Raw genomic sequence first — 21,202 nt, 5'->3', positions numbered from 1 at the left:
CAAAATTAAGAACTTTTCCGGATATAGTAACTAAAGTTGACCATTTAACAGGTATTTAACTTTTCGATGGTAAAAGTCAGAAAGTCAGAAACGAGTAATTGTCTTAGGGCAGAATTACACTGATTACACTGATTTTGAATATTTTATGTTTTTTGATTTTAAATAAAAAAGAGCGAAGAGGAATGTGGAATCCACATCCTTCTTCGCTCATCATATAAAACCTTAAAACAAAATCCTGAAAATCAGTATAATCCTGCCCAAAGACAAAAACTCGCTTATTTTAATTTCTCCAGTGCTGCCTGCAGTTTTTCGAGCATAGCCGGGATCTCTTCCTTCACGCAGGTACCTACGCTGAGGCGGTACCATGGGGAGTTTTTAGCAGATCCGAAAGCATAGAACGGCACCAGGGCTATTTTAGCTTCATTCAGGATGTAAGAAGTAACAGCAGCCTGATCTGCAAGTGCAGTACCATCAGCTGTTGTTTTACCTGTCAGGTCAAACTTAACGGTGAGGTAAATAGCGGCCTGCGGAGCAATGGCTTCTACCTGGTGACCCGCTTTTTTCAGCTTGTCGAAGCCCTGGTATATTTTCACCAGTCTTTCTTCGATTTCACCTTTAAAGTGTTTCAGGTAGGTATTCACATTCTCTTTCTGTACCAGGTAGCGGGCAGCAGCTTTTTGTTCTGCCATCGGGCTCCAGGCACCTACGTGAGAGAGGATGGATTTCATTTTAGCGATCACGTGTGCAGGTCCTAATGCCCAACCAACTCTTACGCCGGTAGCAGCAAAGGCTTTACTCATACCATCGATGAAGATGGTGTAGTTACGCATGTCGGGACGAAGGGTCACCGGGTTGTGGTGATGTGTTTCACCGAAAGTGAGTACCCAGTACATCTGATCGAACAATACATAGAGCGGCTTTTCGTCAGCACCCCTGCTTTTATTTTCTGCCAGTACCAGGTCGCAGATTTCTTCCAGCTGTTGTTTGCCGAAGGCAGTGCCGGTTGGGTTCTGCGGCGAGCAAAGTGCCAGAAGGGTAGCACCTTTCAGGAGTGGTTTTAATTCAGCCGCAGTGGGCATGAAATCATTTTCCGGTTTGGTTTCGAGCACTACGTGTTCCGCTTCCAGGAAGTGGGTGTAGTGGTTATTGTTCCAGGAAGGAGTAGCATACACTACTTTTTCACCGCGATCCAGAATCGTTCTGAAAGTAGCGTAAATGATAGGACGACCACCGCAGGAAATAACGATTTCCTTTGCAGGATCATAGGAGAGACCTTCACGCTCAGCTATAAAATCACCTACTGCCTGTCTTAACTCCGCGATACCATCAGCAGGAGGATAATTAGTGAGGTGCTCCTTATAGGCTGTTATGATTTCCTGTTCAAATTCAACCGGGATAGGAAATACCTTCGGGTCAAAGTCGCCAATCGTGAAATTGTAGATCTTCTCACCCTTGGCCTGTTTCTCCTTTATTTCAGCTGCTAACTTAATGATTTCGGATCCAATCAGTGTTTCGGCTAAATGAGACAGTTTCATAACCTGCTTTTTTTTGTTGGTTTGGAATAATTTTTCAGCGCGGCAAAAGTAACCGATTTGAAGATAATTTAAAAGAATACCCTAATTCTTTTCACATTCATCAATAATCAATAGCAGTTATTACATCTCATCTAAACAAAAGGCGTTTTTCAATCTTTCTATCTAGCATTATATTAAAAACAAATGTATGAATACCTGCAAATCGTTGTGTAAAACCACGTTATCTTCGTGTATAAGATGTGATGAAATTAGGGAGAACGACAAAACTTTCTATCTTTGTTTACAGTACATTTGACCTTTTATGAAAGGWAACTATGTGAATCAGGGCTTGCACGCCAAGGTTACCCAACAACAAAAAATGATAAGCAAACTTATATAAATCATGAAATTTATTGTTTCTTCCTCTACTTTATTAAAACAATTACAACAGATCAGCGGGGTTATCAATTCTAACACAGTATTGCCTATACTGGAGGATTTCCTATTCTCGATTGACAAAAACGAACTGACTGTAGTTGCTACTGACCTGGAAACTGTTATGCGGGTGAAGCTGGAGGTAGAAGCCAAGGAAACCGGACGTATCTGTATTCCGGCGAAGATCCTGATGGACTCTCTCAAAAATCTGCCTGACCAGCCACTGACTTTCCACATTGACCTGAATTCCTACGCAGTAGAAATTACTTCAGACAATGGTAAATACAAGGTAATGGGCGAAAATCCGGAAAACTTCCCGAAAGAGCCGGCAGCTGACGACACTACTTCTTTTACCATGTCCGCTACCGGTCTGGTAACCGCTATTAATAAAACACTGTTTGCCGTGAGCAACGATGACCTCCGCCCTGCTATGACAGGCGTGTTCTTCGAAATTGCACTGGACAGCCTCACTTTCGTAGCCACCGATGCACATCGCCTGGTGAAATATGTAAGAACAGATGTTACCTGCCCGCAGGCGGATAGCTTCATCGTCCCTAAAAAGCCGCTGAACCTGTTGAAGTCTGCCTTGCCGGATAACGATTCTCCTATCAAAATAGCTTATAGCCAGAACCACTTCTTCGTGCAGCACGAAGGCGCCCAGATGATCTGTCGCCTCATTGATGCCCGTTTCCCTGACTATAAAGTAGTAATACCAAAAGATAATCCTTACCGCCTCACCGTGGTAAAAAGTGACTTCCAGAACGCTTTAAAACGGGTGGGTGTGTTTGCCAATAAAAGCACTAACCAGGTTGCCCTGAGCATCACTGGTAGCGAACTACAGTTATCCGCTCAGGATGTGGATTTCTCTTTTGAAGGTAACGAGCGCATGAACTGCCAGTACACCGGTGATGATATGCAAATTGCTTTTAATGCGAAATTCCTCATCGAAATGCTGAACGCTGCGGAAGGCGATGAAATCTCCATCGACCTGGCTACTGCTACCAAAGCAGGTATCCTCAGACCTTCTGAAAAAGAAGAAAATGAAGATCTGCTGATGCTGGTAATGCCGCTGATGCTGAATAACTAATCGGCTGCTGTTAGCTAAATGCTAAAAAAGAAAAATACTTATAGCTAAAAACTTATACATAAAGCAATCTCTAACAAAGAGGTTGCTTTTTTCTTTGTCTATGGCCCAAAAGAGGCCTTTTATTATTCCCCAAATAGTTGTAATTTTTAGTCGGAATCAGTGGTTGAAATACACCAGCAGGTTCATGACAGTAACGAAAGGATAATAGCAGTAACGCATATATGATTGCTGTGTATTATAATATAAGATCACTTCCCCATATCCACTGTATAGATTTTGTTGGCCTGGTCAGGAGAACCAAACATAGCGCAGAGTAACATACGACTATATATATTTTACCATCATATGGTAACCTTTTTTGAACATATTCCGTCCGTCTATCGTACTGCTATTTTAATGAGCGGCCTCTTGCTGTTATGGATCATTGAGGGCATGGCGCCCCGGTTCCGTTTCGGCAACAAACGCTACAAACATGCGGGTACCAACCTGTTCTTTACACTCACCACCGTGATTGTGAACACCGGGCTGGCCTTCCTTATTGTAAAAGCATCCCAGTGGACCAGCGCAAACCGCTTCGGCCTTCTTTACCTGACGCAGCTTCCGCTATGGCTTCATACCATACTCGCCCTGCTAATGCTCGATTTCATCGGCGCCTGGCTCATACATTGGGTACAACACAAAACCGGCTGGATGTGGCAATTTCATAAAATACATCATATAGATACGCAGATAGATGCTACCACCGCCCTGCGGCATCATCCGGTGGAAAGCCTGTTCAGGGTAATCGCACTCTTTATTGCCATCGTTGCCATGGGAGTACCTTTCTGGATGGTAATGTTTTACCAGAGCGTGTCGGCCTTAATGTCACAGTTCAATCATGCTAATATTCACCTGCCCAAATGGTTGGATAATGCGCTTAGCTGGGTGATTGTATCACCAGATATGCACAAGGTACATCACAGCCATTACCAGCCGGAAACAGATGCCAACTACGCCAATATATTCTCTATCTGGGACCGTTTGTTCGGCACTTTCGTTAAAGTACCGGATACCCTTGCCATACGCTACGGATTAGATGAATACCAGGATGCCCGCTACCAGGAAATAGGCACCTTGTTAAAAGTACCCTGGGAACATACCACTGCGCTGGAAGAAAAAGTAAGCAGTCAACATAACAACCTATAAAACGATAAACAAATTATTCCTTCACCTGTTTTCAAAATACGAATACATATGCAACACTCAACAGCCTTAACAAAAACAGCCTGTATATCAGCGCTCATCATTGGTGTACTATCGGCCGCATTTGCCTTTAGCACCAAAACGCCTTCCTATGCTGTCACCGCAGGTTCAGTAGCGATCATCATAGGTTTGATATCCTTATTTATAGGAAGAAAAAATATTGACGATATGCAACTCGCCGCCGCCGGTATATTTATGGCTGTAGTAGCCTGCCTGGTAGGACTCTGGCAGCTGTACAATTGATTTTAATTATGCTTGCGATACTTTTCTATATAGCCCTCTGCGGCTTTAACCGGGAATAATACCAGTGAAGTATCCGACAGCTCTTTAATAATAGTAGTATCCACAATAGTGGACGTGTCCTTTACACCTTCGGAATGATTCCATAATAGTAAGGTGTCATGCGTCAACCTCCATTTTTCGTATACGAGCGTATACATATTAATGGATTTGGCGGTTCCGTTCTTTCTTAGTTGAAAACCCTGTGTTTCTTTATCCAGGCCTGCTACAGGCTGTACCCATTTCCCTATGAGCTTAGCTGCATCCACATGCAGTGTATCCGCAACAGCAGCGATGCTGTCAGTAATGCCGGCATTACTGCTGTCTGCGATACTTACCAGGCTGCTATCATCCGGCAATTCCTCTTTCACTACCTCCTTATTCTTAGCCCCATTACAAGCAACGGCCAGTATCAATAAACACACTAAATTGAATCTTACCATGATTTAAAATTACGAATTATGAATTACGAATTACGGATTTGTGAAAAGATCATCCACTATTATCTACCCACAAATCCGTAATTCGTAATTCATAATTCGTAATTTCTAAAAATTTGCATTACTTTTAGGCCTACACTTTAGGGGTGTTTATCCACTAGTATAGCGGATAAACTGAGATGATACCCTCAGTACCTGAAGCAGTTCATACTGCCGTAGGGAAAAGTAACTGAACCTTTCTCATCTTTCCACATCCTTAAAGTTTATTGTTTCACCTAAATTCCAATTTATCATGGAAGTGCATGTAAACAATAAACTTTATGCGGTGCAGCCAGGAACAACCATTGCTGCACTCTTACAGTTTATTCAACTCTCCGCTCAAAAAGGCATTGCGGTAGCCGTCAATAACCAGGTAATTCCCAAAATCCATTGGGAAAACCAATCGTTATCGGCTGCGGATAGTATTACTATTATCCGGGCAACACAAGGCGGCTAATCCCGTTCCACAAATTTCGTATAGCCTTTTCCGTAGTCGTTAACTACGGAACCAACATTTCTATCTGTAAAAATCCAGACATCATGCAACAACAGCCTGCGGCTATCAGCCGTACACCATTTCCTGCATCAGAAAAAATCTATGTAGACGGTAGCATCCATCCAATAAAAGTAGCCATGCGCAAAGTAACGCTCACGGATACACGTATGCACGGAAAAAATGGCGAGTCCATTCCCAATGCCCCCGTTGTCATCTACGATACCAGCGGCGCATTTTCCGACCCCAACATCGATATCGATGTCAGCACCGGCATCCCGCGCATCCGTGAAGAATGGATCAACGCCAGAAAAGACGTAGAACAACTGCCGCAGTACACCAGCCCATTCGTGAGAGAACTGATGAAGGAAGGTGGAAAAATGCCGCTGATGAGCCATACACATAAACCACTACGCGCAAAAGCAGGACAAAATGTAACGCAACTATACTACGCACAAAAGGGTATCATCACCCCTGAAATGGAATACATCGCCATCCGCGAAAACCAGTGCGCCGATAAATTATATGAAGCCAATAACCCACTGTGGGAACAACATAAAGGACAAAGCTTCGGCGCCAACACGCCCGTGAAATATATGACGCCGGAATTTGTTCGCCAGGAAATTGCTGCCGGCAGAGCCATCATTCCTTCCAATATCAATCACCCCGAAAGCGAACCAATGATCATTGGCCGCAACTTCCTCGTGAAAATAAATGCCAACATCGGTAACTCCGCCGTGACCTCCAGCATTGAAGAAGAAGTGGAAAAAGCAGTATGGTCCTGCCGCTGGGGCGCCGATACCATCATGGATCTGAGCACCGGCAAAAATATCCACGAAACAAGAGAGTGGATTATCCGCAATTCACCCGTACCCATTGGCACCGTTCCTATCTATCAGGCACTCGAAAAAGTGAACGGAAAAGCAGAAGCCCTCACCTGGGAAATTTTCCGCGATACCCTCATTGAACAGGCAGAACAAGGCGTTGATTACTTTACCATTCACGCGGGTGTTTTATTAAGATATATACCGCTAACGGCTAAACGTACCACCGGTATCGTATCCCGCGGTGGCTCCATCATGGCCAAATGGTGTCTGGCGCATCATAAAGAAAACTTCCTGTATACCCACTTCGAAGAAATCTGTGAAATCATGAAGGCTTATGATGTAGCATTCTCTCTGGGAGATGGACTACGCCCCGGCAGTATCGCCGATGCGAACGATGCCGCACAGTTTGCGGAACTGGAAACACTCGGCGAACTCACCAAAATAGCATGGAAACACCAGGTACAGGTAATGATAGAAGGACCTGGTCATGTACCCATGCACCTGATAAAAATCAATATGGACAAACAACTGGAACATTGCCACGAAGCACCGTTCTATACCCTCGGTCCATTAACTACCGACATTGCACCCGGCTATGATCATATCACTTCCGGCATTGGCGCCGCCATGATAGGCTGGTTCGGCTGTGCCATGCTTTGTTATGTAACCCCTAAAGAACACCTGGGATTACCTGATAAAGAAGACGTACGTCAGGGTGTGATCACCTATAAAATAGCGGCACATGCGGCCGACCTCGCGAAAGGTCACCCCGGTGCCCAGCACCGCGACAATGCCCTCAGCAAAGCCCGATTTGAATTCCGCTGGGAAGACCAGTTTAATTTATCCCTGGATCCTGAAACTGCCCGGTCTTATCACGATGAAACATTGCCGGCAGAAGGCGCAAAAGTGGCGCATTTCTGCTCTATGTGCGGACCCAATTTCTGCTCCATGAAAATTACCCAGGAAGTAAGAGACTTTGCCGCCAAACAGGGACTGGAAGCTGAAGAAGCGATGGATGCAGGCATGAAGGAAAAAGCCGCCGCCTTTGCAGAACACGGTGGAGAGATTTATTTATGATCTGGATTATCACATCACCGGAGCGACTACACGAAGAAGAGCGGATAATAGCAGCGCTGTTATCCGCCGGCGCTTCGCGTATAGTACTCAGGAAGCCAGGCTGGACGACCGAACAGTATATGACCCTGCTGGATGCTATCAACCCGGATTGTTATGATCGCCTTCTCATCCGTGACCAACCATTACTCGCAGCCCAATATGGACTTTCCGGGGTACATTGGAGCGGAGAAGCGAAAGCTTTTCATTCCACCGCATTGTATCGGGAAAACAGCACAGGTATTCATTCACCAGGCGAAATAACGTCAACGAATAAACGATATAACACATTATTGCTGAGTCCTGTATTCGACAGCATCTCCAAACCCGGCTATCATGGAAGGGCAGGGGGCATGCTGACCAATAAAGACAACCGCCCGGTACTCGCCTTAGGTGGTGTGGATCATACTAATATCATCTTACTAAAACAATGGCTGTTTGATGGCGCAGCTTTACTAGGTGCCATCTGGAAAACACCAGCGAAAGCTGTTGACAACTATTATCGCATTCAGCAATTATGGAACAAGAGCGACCTTACGTAATGAGCTTTGCAGGCCTGGACCCCAGTGGGGGAGCAGGTTTGCTGGCAGATATCAAAACATTTGAGCAACACCGGGTATCAGGACTGGGCGTATGCACAGCCATTACCGTACAAACACCCGAACAGTTCATATCGGTAGAATGGCTACCGGTAACGCATATACTGGCACAGGCAAAGCCCCTGCTGAACAACTCAAAATTGCAGTATTGCAAAATCGGTATCATGGCGGATATACAGTCCTTGCAGGAACTGGTTCGACAGGTAAAACAGCTGTCTCCCGGTATCCGCATTATACTGGACCCTGTGCTCAAAGCGTCTGCAGGATACACTTTCCATGGCAGCATACAACAACACGCATGGAAAGAGCTGCTGTCTGAAATATACCTGCTCACCCCAAATTACGATGAGGCGTTGATGTTATCCGGTCTTACAGACGGAGAAGCTGCCGCCAGGGAATTGTCCGCCTGTTGCGCGGTATTACTGAAAGGCGGACATCATAAAAATAAACCGGGGTATGATACCTTATACACCGGAGATGTTATACATACTTTTAAGCCGGTGCTGAGGGAGGTTTTCCCCAAACACGGCTCAGGTTGTGTATTATCTGCCGCTATCACTGCCGGCTTAGCCCATGGTCAATCATTGCATGATGCCTGCGCTAACGGTAAAGTATATACGGAGAAATTACTCGCCAGTCATTCATCATTAACAGGATATCATCACATATGATCAGCACATTACATTATATATCTCAACCGGCTCATACAGACAATATCCTCGCGGCCTGCGATGCCGGCTGCAAATGGATACAGTTGCGTATCAAAAACGAAACAGCGGAAACCGTTTTACCGGTAGCCGAAGCGGTGAAAAAAATCTGTGACAGCTACCAGGCATCACTCATCATCAACGACTATCCGCAGGTGGCGGTAGCCGTAGGTGCTGCAGGTGTACACGTAGGCAAACTGGACATGACCGTTGCTGCTGCCAGAGCCATTACCGGCAACAATATGATTGTGGGCGGCACCGCCAACACCCTGGAGGATATCCTCCAACATGTGGCAGATGGCGCCAGCTACGTGGGAGTAGGACCTTACCGGTTTACAACTACCAAGCAAAACTTAAGTCCTATACTGGGTCTGAGCGGCTATCAGCAAATTTTACAGGCATTGCGACAAAAAAATATATCCATTCCCCTGATAGCCATCGGCGGCATTTTGCTGGAAGACATTCCGGCGCTGATGGAAGCAGGTGTATATGGTGTAGCCGTTAGCGGTTTAATTACCCAGGCCAGCGACAAACAAACGATCGTAGCACATATTCATCAACAGTTAAACCACACCCCTACATGGAGCCTTTAATCATTGCCGGCAAGCAATTTTGTTCCCGGCTGTTTACCGGTACCGGTAAGTTTTCTTCTCCTGCTATCATGGAAAGCGCCCTGCTGGCTTCCGGCAGCGAGCTGGTAACAGTAGCGCTGAAGCGGGTAGAAATGGATAACAAAGCAGATGATATGCTGCAACACCTGGTACATCCGCGGATCAACCTGCTGCCCAACACTTCCGGTGTGCGTACCGCCAAAGAGGCGGTGTATGCCGCACAACTGGCCCGGGAAGCCCTGGAAACCAACTGGATAAAACTCGAAATACATCCGGATCCTCGCTATCTCATGCCAGATCCCATAGAAACCTTACTGGCGGCCACAGAGCTGGTGAAGCTGGGCTTCGTGGTATTGCCTTATGTGCATGCAGATCCTGTATTATGCAAACGCCTCGAAGAAGTGGGTACAGCAGCCGTAATGCCACTGGGTGCACCTATTGGCAGCAATAAAGGCTTAAAAACCTTCGACTTCCTGGAAATCATTATCGCACAAAGCAATATTCCGGTAATCGTAGATGCAGGTATCGGCAGCCCTTCACATGCAGCACAGGCCATGGAAATGGGTGCCAGCGCAGTGTTGGTCAATACCGCCATTGCCATTGCCCGGAATCCGGTGCAGATGGCCGCAGCCTTTAAAGCTGGCGTGGAAGCAGGTCGCATGGCCTATGAAGCCGGGCTACCTGGCAGTAGCCACCACGCTGTTGCTTCCAGTCCGCTAATCGCCTTTCTGGATGAGGCATAAATCAATTTTATCATCTAATTAATCCTTCATCATGTTTAAAAGCATATTTGATCAGTATGAGTGGAATGAGGTAAAAGCCGGTATCTATGCTAAAACATCCAGGGATGTAGAGCAGGCCCTACATAATCAACGCCGCTCGCTGGACGATTTTGCCGCCCTTATCTCTCCGGCAGCTGCGCCTTACCTGGCACAGATGGCGGCCATCAGCAATACCCTTACCAGGCAACGGTTTGGCAATACCATGCAAATGTACATCCCCATGTATCTTTCCAACGAGTGTCAAAACATTTGCACCTATTGCGGATTTAGCCTGGATAATAAGATCAAACGCAAAACCCTCAGTCCTGCGGAAATATTGATGGAAACAGCTGCTATCAAGGAAATGGGATTTGATCATGTGTTGCTTGTTACCGGGGAAGCGAATCAGCAGGTAGGAACTGACTATTTTAAGAAAGTGCTGCAGTTGCTGCGTCCTCATTTCTCAAATATCTCCATGGAAGTGCAACCAATGGATGAGCAGGACTACCGGGAGCTAACAGCGGAAGGATTGCATGCTGTGCTGGTGTACCAGGAAACATATCACCAGGACGACTATAAAAAGCACCATCCCAAAGGGCGGAAGTCGAACTTCGACTACCGGCTGGACACCCCCGACCGGCTGGGCCGGGCAGGTATTCACAAAATGGGGCTGGGTGTGTTAATAGGCCTGGAAGACTGGCGGACAGACAGCTTTTTTACGGCGTTGCACCTGAGTTACCTGGAAAAAAAGTACTGGCAAACAAAATACAGTATCTCCTTTCCACGGCTGCGGCCCTTTTCCGGCGGACTTACCCCTAAGGTAGTCATGGACGACCGGGAGCTGGTGCAATTGATTTGCGCTTACCGGTTGTTGAACCAGGAAATTGAATTGAGCATTTCTACCCGGGAAGAGGAAAAATTCAGGAATAATATTGTGCATCTGGGGATTACGGCGATGAGTGCGGCCTCCAAAACCAATCCGGGCGGTTATACCGTAGATGCCCAATCATTGGAGCAGTTTGAGATTTCGGATGAGCGGAGCGCGGCTGCAATAGCGGGAATGCTAAAAAAACAAGGCTACGAGCCGGTTTGGAAAGATTGGGATCCTGCTTTTTCGGGAGAATAAAAAAGGTGGCTGGTTAGACCACCTGGCTATTATTGTTGTTTTTCATGGGGAGGTTAAAAAGTCATACAAGAGTTACTTCTCTCAATCAGAATAAAGATAGTACCAGGTGCAGAATATAAAAAGGGCAAAACCAAACTGAACAAAATGAACAAGCACCAGCCGACTGAACAGGCACTCATTTCCTAATTCACTTTTAGGGGCTGAACGGGCTTTAAATGCCTTGGTTAAGGACCATAAAAAGGGCTGCTTCAAACCCTGAAGCAGCCCTGTACCGAAAATCCCGTAGTTGCCATATTACTTATTAATATAAGTATGATTGGAATCTCATTAATTCAAAAGTAATATGGCTATCCTGAACAACCACCTTCCGCAGTGGTTTGAACAAAAAGAACAGGCACAAACCGAATGCACAAAATGCCTATTGACTCACCACATCTCTATAACTCTTAATGGTATCGTGAGCTTCCTTTAGATTGGCCTGTTGGCCTGCGATAAGCTCACGTACACTGTAAGGCATGGAAGTATCACTGCCTAGCGCATCTGCATAGGCGCGTTGTACGGCATCTTCCCCATACTCACAAGAGGAGAAAAGGGAATATCTGTCAGTTCCGGTGAATGTAGTTTTGATAGACATCCAGGTGCGATATAATTTACCACTAATAGTAGTATCTGTTTCTGCATCTGCTCCCTGCGCCAATAATTGTTGATTCAGTTCTGCTACATATTTCACACTATCATTGATCATATGCTGAAACAATGCTTTTACATCTGCATCATTACTGGCAGCCTTCGCATTTTTATACCCTTCTATCCGGTCGTTATTGATTTTTACGAGATCGCTTAAGAGGGTTACCAATTTTTCGTCTTGTAGCATAATCAAAAAATTTATGGTTAAAAAAAATAGGTGCTGATATATACCTTTTTCATTTCCAAAAATGTATCCATTTTATTAAACCCTTTATCATAAAGTATTTCCGGAGAGAAGTGTTTATAACTCCCGTCCTTTTTCTTCTCGGATGGTGGAGAAGCTTCCACAACACAGCGGTGTCAACAATGCTGAGGTGGCTGTAAACAAAGCGATTATCTTCTTGGCATAAATTTTTTAGTAGGAGAAGTGAATCAAATCCTTAAAACATGAACAGCCTTCTTTATTTAATCGCCGTAATTCTTATCATAGGATGGATACTTGGTTTCTTTGTTTATTCAGCAGGAGGATTAATACATGCTTTGCTTGTGCTGGCTATTATTGCGATCCTTGTAAATATAATCAGAGGCAGGGCCTTATAGGATTACGCTGCACCTTCTTATTCCTTGTTTAATATGTTGCACAGCACATGTTAAACAAGGAATTTTTGTTTTACCCAAGGCCGTTTTACTCTACTGAAAATATTTTCTCTTTTTTAAAACCACTTTTCACAAGACCCCGTATATGACGATCAGGTGTCTGCGCGAGCGTACCTGCCGGCATCTATGAAACCCGCTACTGTTACACAACAGAGCATTGTGATCATGTATTATCTCATCACATAAAATTTTACATTATGCACATTATGAAGAACCCCTCTCGGGATGGGGGTAAGGAAGTTATGCCCAATATGCAGCGCCGGAACTTTCTGAAATACCTGGGTATGGGCTCTGCACTTGTTACTGCAGCCACTGTGGTAGCCAGTTGTAACAAAAATGATGATGACAACAACCCCGGCAGTAACGGTGTAAGTCTTGGTACAGGAGATGTTGCAGTGCTAAATTATGCCTATGCACTGGAACAACTGGAAGCCGCCTTTTACACACAGGTAGTGAATTCACCTTATGCCGGTATGACCTCTACTGAACTGGATTTCTTTCAGAACATCCGGGATCATGAAATTGGTCACCGTGAATTTTTCAAAGCAGCATTAAGCAGCAGCGCAATTATTGGACTTGAGGTAAACTTCAGTGCTATCGATTTTTCTAAAAGAGACAGTGTACTGGCTACCGCTAAAACATTTGAAGATCTAGGTGTTTCTGCTTACAACGGTGCTGCGCAATACATCTCCAAAACCCCAACAGGACTGGTCTATCTTGGACTGGCAGGAAAAATTGTATCCGTAGAAGCACGTCATGCGGCGTATATCCGCGACCTTATTTCACCAGGATCATTTGCTGATTCAGATGTAATTGATGCCAATGGTTTAGATATGGTGAGAACACCTGCACAGGTGTTTGCAATGGCCGGCGCTTTCATTAAAACCAAGATAGATACCAACACTTTACCGAAATAAAATACTTCACCTGTTAAAACTCTGATCATATGGATCTTCTCAATATTTTCAAGGAAATCGAAAAAATCGATCCTGAAGTATACGACAGGCTGGATACCCGCCGTAACGCCATGAAGCAATTTACAAACCTCAGCGGTAAAATTGCTTTGGCAGCTATTCCATTTGCACTCGGCAGTATGTTCAACAAAGCTTATGCGCAAACCAGCGGTACTTCTGTGGTGGATGTGTTGAAATACGCACTCACACTGGAATACCTGGAAGCTGCATATTATACCAAAGGCGTCAATACTGCTGGTCTTATTACGGCACCGGCCGCACAGGCAGCTATTCAAACCATACAAAAGCATGAAAATGCACACGTCGTATTTTTGAAAGGTGTATTGAGCAGTTTGGGTACTTCACTGGACAGTCCTACGTTTGACTTCACTGCCGGCGGTGCTTTCCCTACTGTTTTCAGTGACTACAATGTGTTCCTTGCCATTGCACAGGCATTTGAAGATACTGGTGTACGTGCTTATAAAGGACAGGCTGGTAATATTCAGAGCAATGCTACCGTGTTAACTGCTGCTTTGAGCATTCACTCTGTAGAAGCCAGGCATGCTTCGCATATCCGTTCTATGCGCCGCGCTATCGGTCAGTTTGGCGCTACTACTGCTCTGAAACCATGGATCACACTCAATCAGAGTGGCATTGCCACTACTGCGGTAAATGCTACTTATGCCGGTGAAGAATTAACCTCACAGGCAGGTGTCAATATTGCTGCACTGGGTAATATAGGCGCAGACAGAGCGTCTGAATCATTTGATGAACCATTGTCAATGGACCAGGTATATGCCATTGCCAAATTATTTATAAAAGCTTAAATACGCTATATAAGTTGGTCAGATGGAGAAAAGGCTGGCTCTTTTGGGCCGGCCTTACTTGCTTGGTATGCGGGAGATTTCCTAACTTGCCGCCATGAAAAAATACCTGCTTTTTCTGAGTATACCCTTGCTGTTGTTCATCTCCAGCTGCAGTACCTCCCGTAAAACAACCACTGGTGCCAATGGTTTCGGACAGCTGAAACTCATAGGTCAATATATTGTTCCACATAACCTTCCCTACAACGGCACCGTTACCGGAGGTTTGTCCGGAATAGATTACGATGCCACCACCGGCAATTATTATCTCATTTGCGATGACCGCTCAGCATTAAATCCTGCACGCTTTTATACAGCGCGGCTTTACTTTTCTGACAAATCTTTTGATAGTGTACAATTTACTGCTGTCACTACCTTACGGCAACCTAACGGCAACGCCTATCCCGACAGTAAAACCAATGCCGCGCTAACTCCCGATCCGGAAGCGTTAAGATATAATGCTAAAAAACATTGCCTGGTATGGAGCAGCGAAGGGGAGCGGATCGTGAATGAAAAAGATACCATCCTTACCAACCCAGGTGTATATGAAATCACCACCGCCGGTCAATACATTGATTCTTTTATACTACCCACACAATTCAGGATGCAGGCCACTGAAAATGGTCCGCGCAGAAACGGCGTATTTGAAGGACTGGGATTTACGCCCGGGTACCGATATATGTTTGTGAGCCTGGAAGAACCCCGTTATGAAGATGGTCCACGGGCAGATGTACGCGACACAACAGCCTATACCCGTCTCATAAAATATGATAACAATACACGGCAGCCGGTAGCCCAATATGCCTATAAACTGGAACCGGTGGCATACCCGGCCAGTCCGGCCAATGCCTTTAAGGTAAATGGCATATCCGATATCATGGTACTGTCTGATCATAAAATGCTGACAATAGAACGATCCTTTTCTACCGGCGTAAAAGATTGTACCATCAAAGTTTTTATAACAGATGTAAGTCTGGCAACTGATATCAGTGCTGTTAACTCACTCCGGACAGACACACATTTTAAGCCCGCCACCAAAAAACTTTTGCTGGATTTTGTGAGCCTGGGAAAATATATAGACAATATTGAAGGGGTGACCTTCGGTCCTGTTTTACCTAACGGACACCAAAGCCTGGTTTTTGTGGCAGATAATAACTTTTCCGCTATAGAGGAAAGCCAGTTCTTCGTGTTTGAAGTCATCCCGTAAAAACAATAAGGTGCAATGGTTGTTATGAACAGTAAACCTGCTTTTATGAAACTCTTGCCATTACTGTTAGTATGCGTAGCCTTTGTTGCCTGTCAACATGCCGGCACTAATACTGGTGCTGTGGATAGTTCGGGTATTAACCCCACCGGTGCAGATACGGCCACGTGGATTACATATAGCGGCACCTTGCCCTGTGCAGACTGTGAAGGTATTGTGACGGAGCTGGCCCTGCACCGGCAACCGGATAATCGGTTTACACTGAAAGAAACCTACCAGGGGAAAAATCAGACCTTTCCCAGTGAAGGCACCTATTCCGTACTGCATGGCACCCATTCCGACCCTGGCGCAACCGTCATTCTGCTCAATCCGGATAAAGACAAAAACCTGCAACGCTGCTTTCAACAAATAGATGAGAATGAACTGAAGATGCTGGATATAGACATGAAAGCTATGGAAAGTAATCATAATTATACCCTAAAAAAGGTTTTATAGCATTTTTACAACAAAATTGAATAATAAACAGGCGCCGGTTTAAAATAAACCGGCGCTTTATATTATATCAAAAAAGTCGCTTAAATTTAGCGGTGACCTGTGATCTTTTATCATTCAATCATGCTATGAATCGAATTCTGGGCTATCTGTTTCTATTTATATTAATTGCTACCCACGCCTATGGCAAAACGCCTACGGACAGTTTGCTCCGGGAGCTCAATAAAGCCATGGAGAAATCAGCCATTTACGATTCTATTAAACTAAAGGGTATTGATAGTATAAAGCGCCGCTTACCAGCTGTAGCCAATAATACCACTGCGCGGTTTCACATCTACCAACAGCTATATAACGCCTACAAGGTTTTTAATTTTGATTCTGCTTTTGTGTATGCCCGGCAACTGGAACAACTGGCTATACAGCTGCATGACCCCGTGCTTATTATAGAATCGAAAGTAAAGATTGGCTACGTGTTATTGTCATCGGGCATGTTTACTGAAACAGCCGCCTTTGTCAATGCCATTGACGCCACCGGCGCACCAGACAGTTTAAAAATTGAGTTTTACCTGATGAAAAGCCGGCTTTACTTTGATTTGGCCGACTATAACCAGGATAAGTACTATACCCCTGACTATATTAAGCGGGCCAGTACCTATATTGATTCCGCTTTGCAGCTGATACCTGTCAATTCCTTTGAGTACCGATACAACAGGGGGCTACAACTATTTAAATTAGGAGACATCCCCGGTGCCCTGGCCATCTACCCCAACCTGGATGCACCGGGTATTGGCGACCGGAGATTGGCTGTATCTGCCTGTACGTTGGGGGCTATTTATGAGGCCATGCACAATACGGATACTGCCATTGCGCTCATGACCAGATCCGCTATTGCTGATATCAGGTCCTCTACCAAAGAAACAATGGCCAGCTACAGTCTGGCTACCCTGTTGTTTGAAAGGGGTGATATCAAGAATGCTTCCCACTGTATTGAAAGAGCCATCGGAGAAGCCGTGTTTTATGGCGCCCGTCAGCGCAAGGTGATGGTGAGCAGCATATTGCCGATTATTGAACATGAAAGGATTAATACCGCTGAAGAGAGAACTAAGTCGCTGTTGATATACGCTGCCATTGTTACCCTGCTGTTGGTAGCCCTGGTCGTATTGGCCATCACCGTTTTCCGGCAGGTGCAAAAACTAAAAACAGCCCAGCGGATTATCACCGCCGCGCACCTGAAGCAACAGGAGATCAATAACCAGTTGCTGGAAGCCAATAAAATAAAAGAAGAGTATGTAGGCTATTGCTTTAATATCAATGCCACCTATATCGGCAAAATAGAAAAGCTCAAACAAAGCCTGGAACAAAAGCTGGCCGACAATAAACCCAATGAACTAAAGTTCCTGGTGAACAATATTAATATCCGGCAGGAGCGGGAAGAACTCTTCACCAACTTTGACCGGGTGTTCCTTAAAATATTCCCTCACTTTGTAGGAGAGTTTAATGCTTTCTTCGATAAAGAGAACCAGGTGGTATTAAAAGAGAATGAATTGCTCAATACTGATATCCGGATCTTTGCCCTGATACGGATAGGTATCAGTGACAATGAAAAAATTGCCCGTATCCTGGAGTATTCCGTTAATACCATTTACGCCTATAAAACCAAAATCAAAAAGCGCTCTTTAATCCCCAGCGAAGAGTTCGAAAACCGTATTATGGGCATCAAAGCCTTGTAAAAAAGGGTGCAAAATGCTTTCATTCTATTAATATATAAATATTTTATATATAATTTCAACTAATTGATTATCAAATATCTTAATCAGATAATTTTGGTTATTCCGTCTTTATTTTCTATATTTTAACTGTAATAGTTGTTGACCTGATGATAGTGTTTTTACTTTGATTCATCAGTAGAAATAGAAAACCAAAATTCTAAACATCGCAATTAAAACCATTTAAAGAAGACAAACGGCACCAGCTGTTTCTAAATCTAATGACAATTTAATCCACGTTGACAAGCTGCCGAGATATCCTCTGCAAACAACGCCTTATTTCCGTTCACTAAATAATGAAAAACATTTAATCCACGTAGCAGCACCGATGGCTGTTCAAAAAATCCACTTTATGTTTAAAACAAGATCCATCAAGAATCTTTTTCTGTGCACGCTGTTATTTGCCCTCCAGGGCATTGCCACCGCCCAGAATAAGACCATTACCGGGAAGATCTCTGACAAGAACGGCACCGCCATCCCTGGAGCCTCTGTTCAGGTAAAAGGCACGAAGAGCGGTACTACCGCAGATGCCGAAGGGGTTTTTCATGTTTCTGTTGCCCCGGGAGCAACCGCATTGATCATCAGTTTCATTGGCTATACCCCTCAGGAGGTAAGCATTACCAACAAATCTAACGTAAACGTACAACTGGTACAGGAAAATACGACCCTCACAGATGTAGTGGTAGTAGGGTACGGTACCACCCGTAAAAAGGATGTAACCGGCTCCATTGCCCAGGTAAAGGCCGCCGATTTTAATAAAGGGATTACTACTGCTCCTGATCAGCTGATTCAGGGTAAAGTATCCGGCCTCATGATCCTCAATAACAGTGGTGCTCCAGGTGCAGCTGCTACTGTGAGAATCAGGGGGGTATCATCTGTTCGTGCAGGTAACCAGCCATTATACGTAGTGGATGGTATACCACTGGATGGCCGTGTGGCTCGTCCGGCAATCATTGTGGGAGGCCTCGGTCAGACCCCGGATGCCAACCCGCTCAACTTTATCAATTCCAACGACATTGCCTCCATGGACGTGTTGAAAGATGCTTCGGCCACCGCTATCTATGGCTCCCGCGGTGCAAATGGTGTTATCATCATCAGTACTAAAAAAGGTAATGTTGGTGCTACCCAACTGGATGTAAACTACTCTGTAGGGATGAGCAGCATTATGAAAAAGCTGGACGTACTGGATGCTGACGAATACAGGTCAGCACTGAAAGAATACAAACTGACTACCGGCGACTATGGCGCCAATACCGATGGACTTGGATCCATCCTGAGAACAGGTGTCACCCAAAATGTAGGAGTAGCAATGAGCGGAGGAACTGAAACCAGTCGTTACAGGGCTTCCTTTGGTTTACAAAACCAGGAAGGTATCGTGAAAAAGACCGGCATGAAAAAATATACGGCTACCCTCAGCGGTCAGAATAAATTCCTGGAAAACAAGCAACTTGGTATTGACTATAATATCATGGCTGCCCAAACAGCGGAACAACTGGCACCTATTACCAATGATGCCGGCTTCACCGGAAGTCTGATTGGTCAGGCACTGCAGTGGAACCCCACCAGGCCGCTCATGAACCCCGACGGTAGCTTTTATGTACTGCCGGTAGGACAAGCGGTGAATCCCCTGGCAATGTCAACAGCCTATGATGATAAAGCCACTATCAGCTATATTCTGGGAAGCATTTCCCCCTTCTTTAAATTCAATGATGACTGGGAACTAAGAACCACCTACAGTGTAAATCACCAGGTAGGACAACGTCGCGCACAAGCGGTTTCCTATATTAACATTAAAGAAATTAACGGACTGGGAAGTGGCTTGTACAATACAGCAGAATTAAATACCCAGTTATTTAACTCTACTTTGAACTTTAATAAACAGCTGAACCCTAATTTCCACCTGAACGCATTGGTAGGTTATGAATATCAGAAATTCGATTACTCTGGTGTGAATGTCAATGCCACCGGATTCCCCACCTATGCGGTGCCTTACACAGATATTCTGCAGGCTCCCCCTCAGGCAAATACCAATCTCAGCTCATTCCGTAATCCATCTTCCTCGCTGCAGTCATTCTTTGGCAGAGCTTCTGTTAATCTGAAAGATAAATATCTCCTGACAGCTACCATAAGAGCAGATGGTTCCAGCAAGTTTGGCGCGAATAACCGTTATGGCTATTTCCCTTCCTTTGCAGGTAAATGGAATATCTCCCAGGAAGATTTCATGAAAGACAACACCTTCTTTAGTAACCTTGGATTGAGAGTGGGTTATGGTACTACCGGTAACCAGGAGTTTCCTGCCGGTGCTGCTGAAGCTCAATACGAACTGGGACCAGGTGGAAGTGCCCGGTTAAGCAATGTGCCTAATCCTGATCTGAAATGGGAAACATCCAAACAGTTCAACGCAGGAATCGACTTTGCTATCATAAAAAACAGACTTTCCGGTACAGTAGATTATTTCATTAAAAATACCACCAATCTCTTATTCAGCTTCCCCGCCATCCAACCGGCACCTGCTTCCAGCTACTGGATCAATTTACCAGGTACGATTTTAAATACCGGCGTGGAACTGTCATTGAAAGGAGATATCATCAGAAGCAAAGACTGGAACTGGACACTGGGAGTGAATGCTACCTATCTGAAAAACGAAATGAAAGATTACGTAGGCCCGGATGTTCTCACTGGAGCCATCAGCGGACAGGGTGTGTCTAATGCTACTGCCCAGAAGCTCGCGAATGGTTATCCACTGAACACTTTCTATTTACCTAAATGGGAAGGACTGGATGATAAAGGTATGAGCGTGTATGCCAACAATGGCGCACCTGTTTACCTCTCTAACCCCAACCCGAAAGTACTTTTAGGTATCAATACCGGTGTGAATTATAAAAAATGGGCATTATCCGCCAGCTCCCACGGTGCATTTGGCTTTGAAATCTATAACAACACGGCTAACACCGTATTACCTATTGGCAACTTAGGCTCCATTAACACCGCGAAGAAATTACTCGGTAAAGGTGAAGACCTGACCAACTCCAATGGCGTTTCTTCCAGGTACCTGGAAAAGGGTAATTTCCTTAAACTGGATAACGTCACCCTTTCTTATAGCATTGGTACTGTAGGTAAAGTGCTGAAGAATGCCACGGTGTATGTTACCGGCCAAAACCTGTTTGTAATTACGAAGTACAGCGGATTTGATCCAGAGGTAAATACTGATAAAAACCTGAATGGAGTAAGTTCTTTTGGTATAGAATATTCACCCTATCCAACTGCACGGACTGTGATGTTTGGTTTATCGTTTTCCTTATAATCT

General features: G+C 44.9%; 20 protein-coding genes and 1 riboswitch. Of the genes, 17 read left to right on the top strand and 3 right to left on the bottom strand.

Annotation, left to right across the window (positions count from 1 at the left end; genetic code table 11):
• Nucleotides 1-275 precede the first annotated feature (275 nt).
• Nucleotides 276-1,535 (bottom strand): pyridoxal phosphate-dependent aminotransferase, encoded by a 1,260-nt coding sequence (locus tag AB4Z08_RS06155; RefSeq protein WP_441572857.1) that lies wholly within the window; start codon nt 1,533-1,535, stop codon nt 276-278.
• Nucleotides 1,536-1,917: 382 nt separating this feature from the next.
• On the opposite strand from AB4Z08_RS06155, the gene dnaN reads away from it, so the two are divergent.
• From dnaN to AB4Z08_RS06140, 3 genes are all read left to right on the top strand, one after another.
• Nucleotides 1,918-3,036, top strand: a complete 1,119-nt coding sequence (gene dnaN / locus AB4Z08_RS06150; RefSeq protein ID WP_441572856.1) for a DNA polymerase III subunit beta — start codon at nt 1,918-1,920, stop codon at nt 3,034-3,036.
• A gap of 345 nt (nt 3,037-3,381) precedes the next feature.
• Nucleotides 3,382-4,221 carry a sterol desaturase family protein gene (locus AB4Z08_RS06145; RefSeq protein WP_441572855.1) on the top strand — a complete coding sequence of 280 codons (840 nt, stop codon included), beginning with the start codon at nt 3,382-3,384 and terminating at the stop codon, nt 4,219-4,221.
• Nucleotides 4,222-4,269: 48 nt separating this feature from the next.
• Nucleotides 4,270-4,521 carry a hypothetical protein gene (locus AB4Z08_RS06140; protein ID WP_441572854.1) on the top strand — a complete coding sequence of 84 codons (252 nt, stop codon included), beginning with the start codon at nt 4,270-4,272 and terminating at the stop codon, nt 4,519-4,521.
• Between the two features lie 2 nt (nt 4,522-4,523).
• Here the strand turns inward: AB4Z08_RS06140 and AB4Z08_RS06135 are convergent, their stop codons facing one another.
• Nucleotides 4,524-5,000 carry a lipocalin family protein gene (locus AB4Z08_RS06135; RefSeq protein ID WP_441572853.1) on the bottom strand — a complete coding sequence of 159 codons (477 nt, stop codon included), beginning with the start codon at nt 4,998-5,000 and terminating at the stop codon, nt 4,524-4,526.
• Between the two features lie 129 nt (nt 5,001-5,129).
• Nucleotides 5,130-5,236: riboswitch (TPP riboswitch) on the top strand.
• Between the two features lie 53 nt (nt 5,237-5,289).
• Between AB4Z08_RS06135 and thiS the strand changes: the two genes are divergently transcribed.
• From thiS to thiH, 7 genes are all read left to right on the top strand, one after another.
• Nucleotides 5,290-5,493, top strand: coding sequence for a sulfur carrier protein ThiS (gene thiS, locus AB4Z08_RS06130; RefSeq protein WP_441572852.1), 204 nt, complete (start codon nt 5,290-5,292; stop codon nt 5,491-5,493).
• Between the two features lie 83 nt (nt 5,494-5,576).
• A complete protein-coding gene (gene thiC / locus AB4Z08_RS06125; protein ID WP_441572851.1) occupies nt 5,577-7,433 on the top strand; it encodes a phosphomethylpyrimidine synthase ThiC in 1,857 nt (618 codons plus the stop codon).
• Nucleotides 7,430-8,011, top strand: a complete 582-nt coding sequence (locus AB4Z08_RS06120; protein WP_441572850.1) for a thiamine phosphate synthase — start codon at nt 7,430-7,432, stop codon at nt 8,009-8,011. The genes thiC and AB4Z08_RS06120 overlap by 4 nt, the downstream gene beginning before the upstream one ends.
• On the top strand, nt 7,987-8,739 hold the full coding sequence (locus tag AB4Z08_RS06115; RefSeq protein ID WP_441572849.1) for a hydroxymethylpyrimidine/phosphomethylpyrimidine kinase: 753 nt from the start codon (nt 7,987-7,989) through the stop codon (nt 8,737-8,739). Before AB4Z08_RS06120 ends, AB4Z08_RS06115 begins: the two co-directional genes overlap by 25 nt.
• Nucleotides 8,736-9,368: a thiamine phosphate synthase gene (locus AB4Z08_RS06110; RefSeq protein ID WP_441572848.1), complete on the top strand. Its 633-nt coding sequence runs from the start codon at nt 8,736-8,738 to the stop codon at nt 9,366-9,368. Before AB4Z08_RS06115 ends, AB4Z08_RS06110 begins: the two co-directional genes overlap by 4 nt.
• Nucleotides 9,356-10,129, top strand: coding sequence for a thiazole synthase (locus AB4Z08_RS06105; RefSeq protein WP_441572847.1), 774 nt, complete (start codon nt 9,356-9,358; stop codon nt 10,127-10,129). Before AB4Z08_RS06110 ends, AB4Z08_RS06105 begins: the two co-directional genes overlap by 13 nt.
• 31 nt (nt 10,130-10,160) lie before the next feature.
• The gene (gene thiH / locus AB4Z08_RS06100; protein WP_441572846.1) at nt 10,161-11,273 is read left to right on the top strand and encodes a 2-iminoacetate synthase ThiH; all 1,113 of its coding nucleotides are present in this window, start codon (nt 10,161-10,163) and stop codon (nt 11,271-11,273) included.
• 418 nt (nt 11,274-11,691) lie between these two features.
• Here the strand turns inward: thiH and AB4Z08_RS06095 are convergent, their stop codons facing one another.
• On the bottom strand, nt 11,692-12,147 hold the full coding sequence (locus AB4Z08_RS06095; protein ID WP_441572845.1) for a ferritin-like domain-containing protein: 456 nt from the start codon (nt 12,145-12,147) through the stop codon (nt 11,692-11,694).
• Nucleotides 12,148-12,407: 260 nt separating this feature from the next.
• On the opposite strand from AB4Z08_RS06095, the gene AB4Z08_RS06090 reads away from it, so the two are divergent.
• From AB4Z08_RS06090 to AB4Z08_RS06060, 7 genes are all read left to right on the top strand, one after another.
• A complete protein-coding gene (locus tag AB4Z08_RS06090) occupies nt 12,408-12,560 on the top strand; it encodes a lmo0937 family membrane protein (protein WP_142684433.1) in 153 nt (50 codons plus the stop codon).
• A 263-nt stretch (nt 12,561-12,823) separates the two neighbouring features.
• Complete coding sequence (locus AB4Z08_RS06085; RefSeq protein ID WP_441572844.1) at nt 12,824-13,534, top strand: ferritin-like domain-containing protein; 711 nt, start codon at nt 12,824-12,826, stop codon at nt 13,532-13,534.
• A 29-nt stretch (nt 13,535-13,563) separates the two neighbouring features.
• Nucleotides 13,564-14,397 carry a ferritin-like domain-containing protein gene (locus AB4Z08_RS06080; protein ID WP_441572843.1) on the top strand — a complete coding sequence of 278 codons (834 nt, stop codon included), beginning with the start codon at nt 13,564-13,566 and terminating at the stop codon, nt 14,395-14,397.
• A gap of 94 nt (nt 14,398-14,491) precedes the next feature.
• On the top strand, nt 14,492-15,640 hold the full coding sequence (locus AB4Z08_RS06075; RefSeq protein ID WP_441572842.1) for an esterase-like activity of phytase family protein: 1,149 nt from the start codon (nt 14,492-14,494) through the stop codon (nt 15,638-15,640).
• Between the two features lie 45 nt (nt 15,641-15,685).
• Entirely contained in the window at nt 15,686-16,132 is a 447-nt protein-coding gene (locus tag AB4Z08_RS06070; RefSeq protein ID WP_441572841.1) for a copper resistance protein NlpE, read from the top strand.
• 125 nt (nt 16,133-16,257) lie between these two features.
• Nucleotides 16,258-17,859: a DUF6377 domain-containing protein gene (locus tag AB4Z08_RS06065; protein ID WP_441572840.1), complete on the top strand. Its 1,602-nt coding sequence runs from the start codon at nt 16,258-16,260 to the stop codon at nt 17,857-17,859.
• 388 nt (nt 17,860-18,247) lie between these two features.
• Entirely contained in the window at nt 18,248-21,199 is a 2,952-nt protein-coding gene (locus AB4Z08_RS06060; RefSeq protein WP_441572839.1) for a SusC/RagA family TonB-linked outer membrane protein, read from the top strand.
• Nucleotides 21,200-21,202 lie beyond the last annotated feature (3 nt).

The organism is Chitinophaga sp. RAB17 (assembly GCF_052114225.1).
Lineage (GTDB): Bacteria > Bacteroidota > Bacteroidia > Chitinophagales > Chitinophagaceae > Chitinophaga.
The sequence above is the reverse complement of the archived record's forward strand: the minus strand, read 5'-3'. Positions and strand labels throughout refer to the sequence as shown.

Excerpts from the sequence above, each read along its gene's own strand:
- AB4Z08_RS06110 (WP_441572848.1), top strand. The coding sequence starts at position 8,736 with ATGATCAGCACATTACATTATATATCTCAACCGGCTCATACAGACAAT.
- AB4Z08_RS06095 (WP_441572845.1), bottom strand. The coding sequence starts at position 12,147 with ATGCTACAAGACGAAAAATTGGTAACCCTCTTAAGCGATCTCGTAAAA.
- AB4Z08_RS06155 (WP_441572857.1), bottom strand. The coding sequence starts at position 1,535 with ATGAAACTGTCTCATTTAGCCGAAACACTGATTGGATCCGAAATCATT.
- thiS (WP_441572852.1), top strand. The coding sequence starts at position 5,290 with ATGGAAGTGCATGTAAACAATAAACTTTATGCGGTGCAGCCAGGAACA.
- AB4Z08_RS06135 (WP_441572853.1), bottom strand. The coding sequence starts at position 5,000 with ATGGTAAGATTCAATTTAGTGTGTTTATTGATACTGGCCGTTGCTTGT.
- AB4Z08_RS06090 (WP_142684433.1), top strand. The coding sequence starts at position 12,408 with ATGAACAGCCTTCTTTATTTAATCGCCGTAATTCTTATCATAGGATGG.
- AB4Z08_RS06075 (WP_441572842.1), top strand. The coding sequence starts at position 14,492 with ATGAAAAAATACCTGCTTTTTCTGAGTATACCCTTGCTGTTGTTCATC.
- AB4Z08_RS06080 (WP_441572843.1), top strand. The coding sequence starts at position 13,564 with ATGGATCTTCTCAATATTTTCAAGGAAATCGAAAAAATCGATCCTGAA.
- AB4Z08_RS06120 (WP_441572850.1), top strand. The coding sequence starts at position 7,430 with ATGATCTGGATTATCACATCACCGGAGCGACTACACGAAGAAGAGCGG.
- thiH (WP_441572846.1), top strand. The coding sequence starts at position 10,161 with ATGTTTAAAAGCATATTTGATCAGTATGAGTGGAATGAGGTAAAAGCC.
- AB4Z08_RS06105 (WP_441572847.1), top strand. The coding sequence starts at position 9,356 with ATGGAGCCTTTAATCATTGCCGGCAAGCAATTTTGTTCCCGGCTGTTT.
- AB4Z08_RS06115 (WP_441572849.1), top strand. The coding sequence starts at position 7,987 with ATGGAACAAGAGCGACCTTACGTAATGAGCTTTGCAGGCCTGGACCCC.
- AB4Z08_RS06085 (WP_441572844.1), top strand. The coding sequence starts at position 12,824 with ATGAAGAACCCCTCTCGGGATGGGGGTAAGGAAGTTATGCCCAATATG.
- AB4Z08_RS06070 (WP_441572841.1), top strand. The coding sequence starts at position 15,686 with ATGAAACTCTTGCCATTACTGTTAGTATGCGTAGCCTTTGTTGCCTGT.
- AB4Z08_RS06140 (WP_441572854.1), top strand. The coding sequence starts at position 4,270 with ATGCAACACTCAACAGCCTTAACAAAAACAGCCTGTATATCAGCGCTC.
- dnaN (WP_441572856.1), top strand. The coding sequence starts at position 1,918 with ATGAAATTTATTGTTTCTTCCTCTACTTTATTAAAACAATTACAACAG.
- thiC (WP_441572851.1), top strand. The coding sequence starts at position 5,577 with ATGCAACAACAGCCTGCGGCTATCAGCCGTACACCATTTCCTGCATCA.
- AB4Z08_RS06145 (WP_441572855.1), top strand. The coding sequence starts at position 3,382 with ATGGTAACCTTTTTTGAACATATTCCGTCCGTCTATCGTACTGCTATT.
- AB4Z08_RS06065 (WP_441572840.1), top strand. The coding sequence starts at position 16,258 with ATGAATCGAATTCTGGGCTATCTGTTTCTATTTATATTAATTGCTACC.
- AB4Z08_RS06060 (WP_441572839.1), top strand. The coding sequence starts at position 18,248 with ATGTTTAAAACAAGATCCATCAAGAATCTTTTTCTGTGCACGCTGTTA.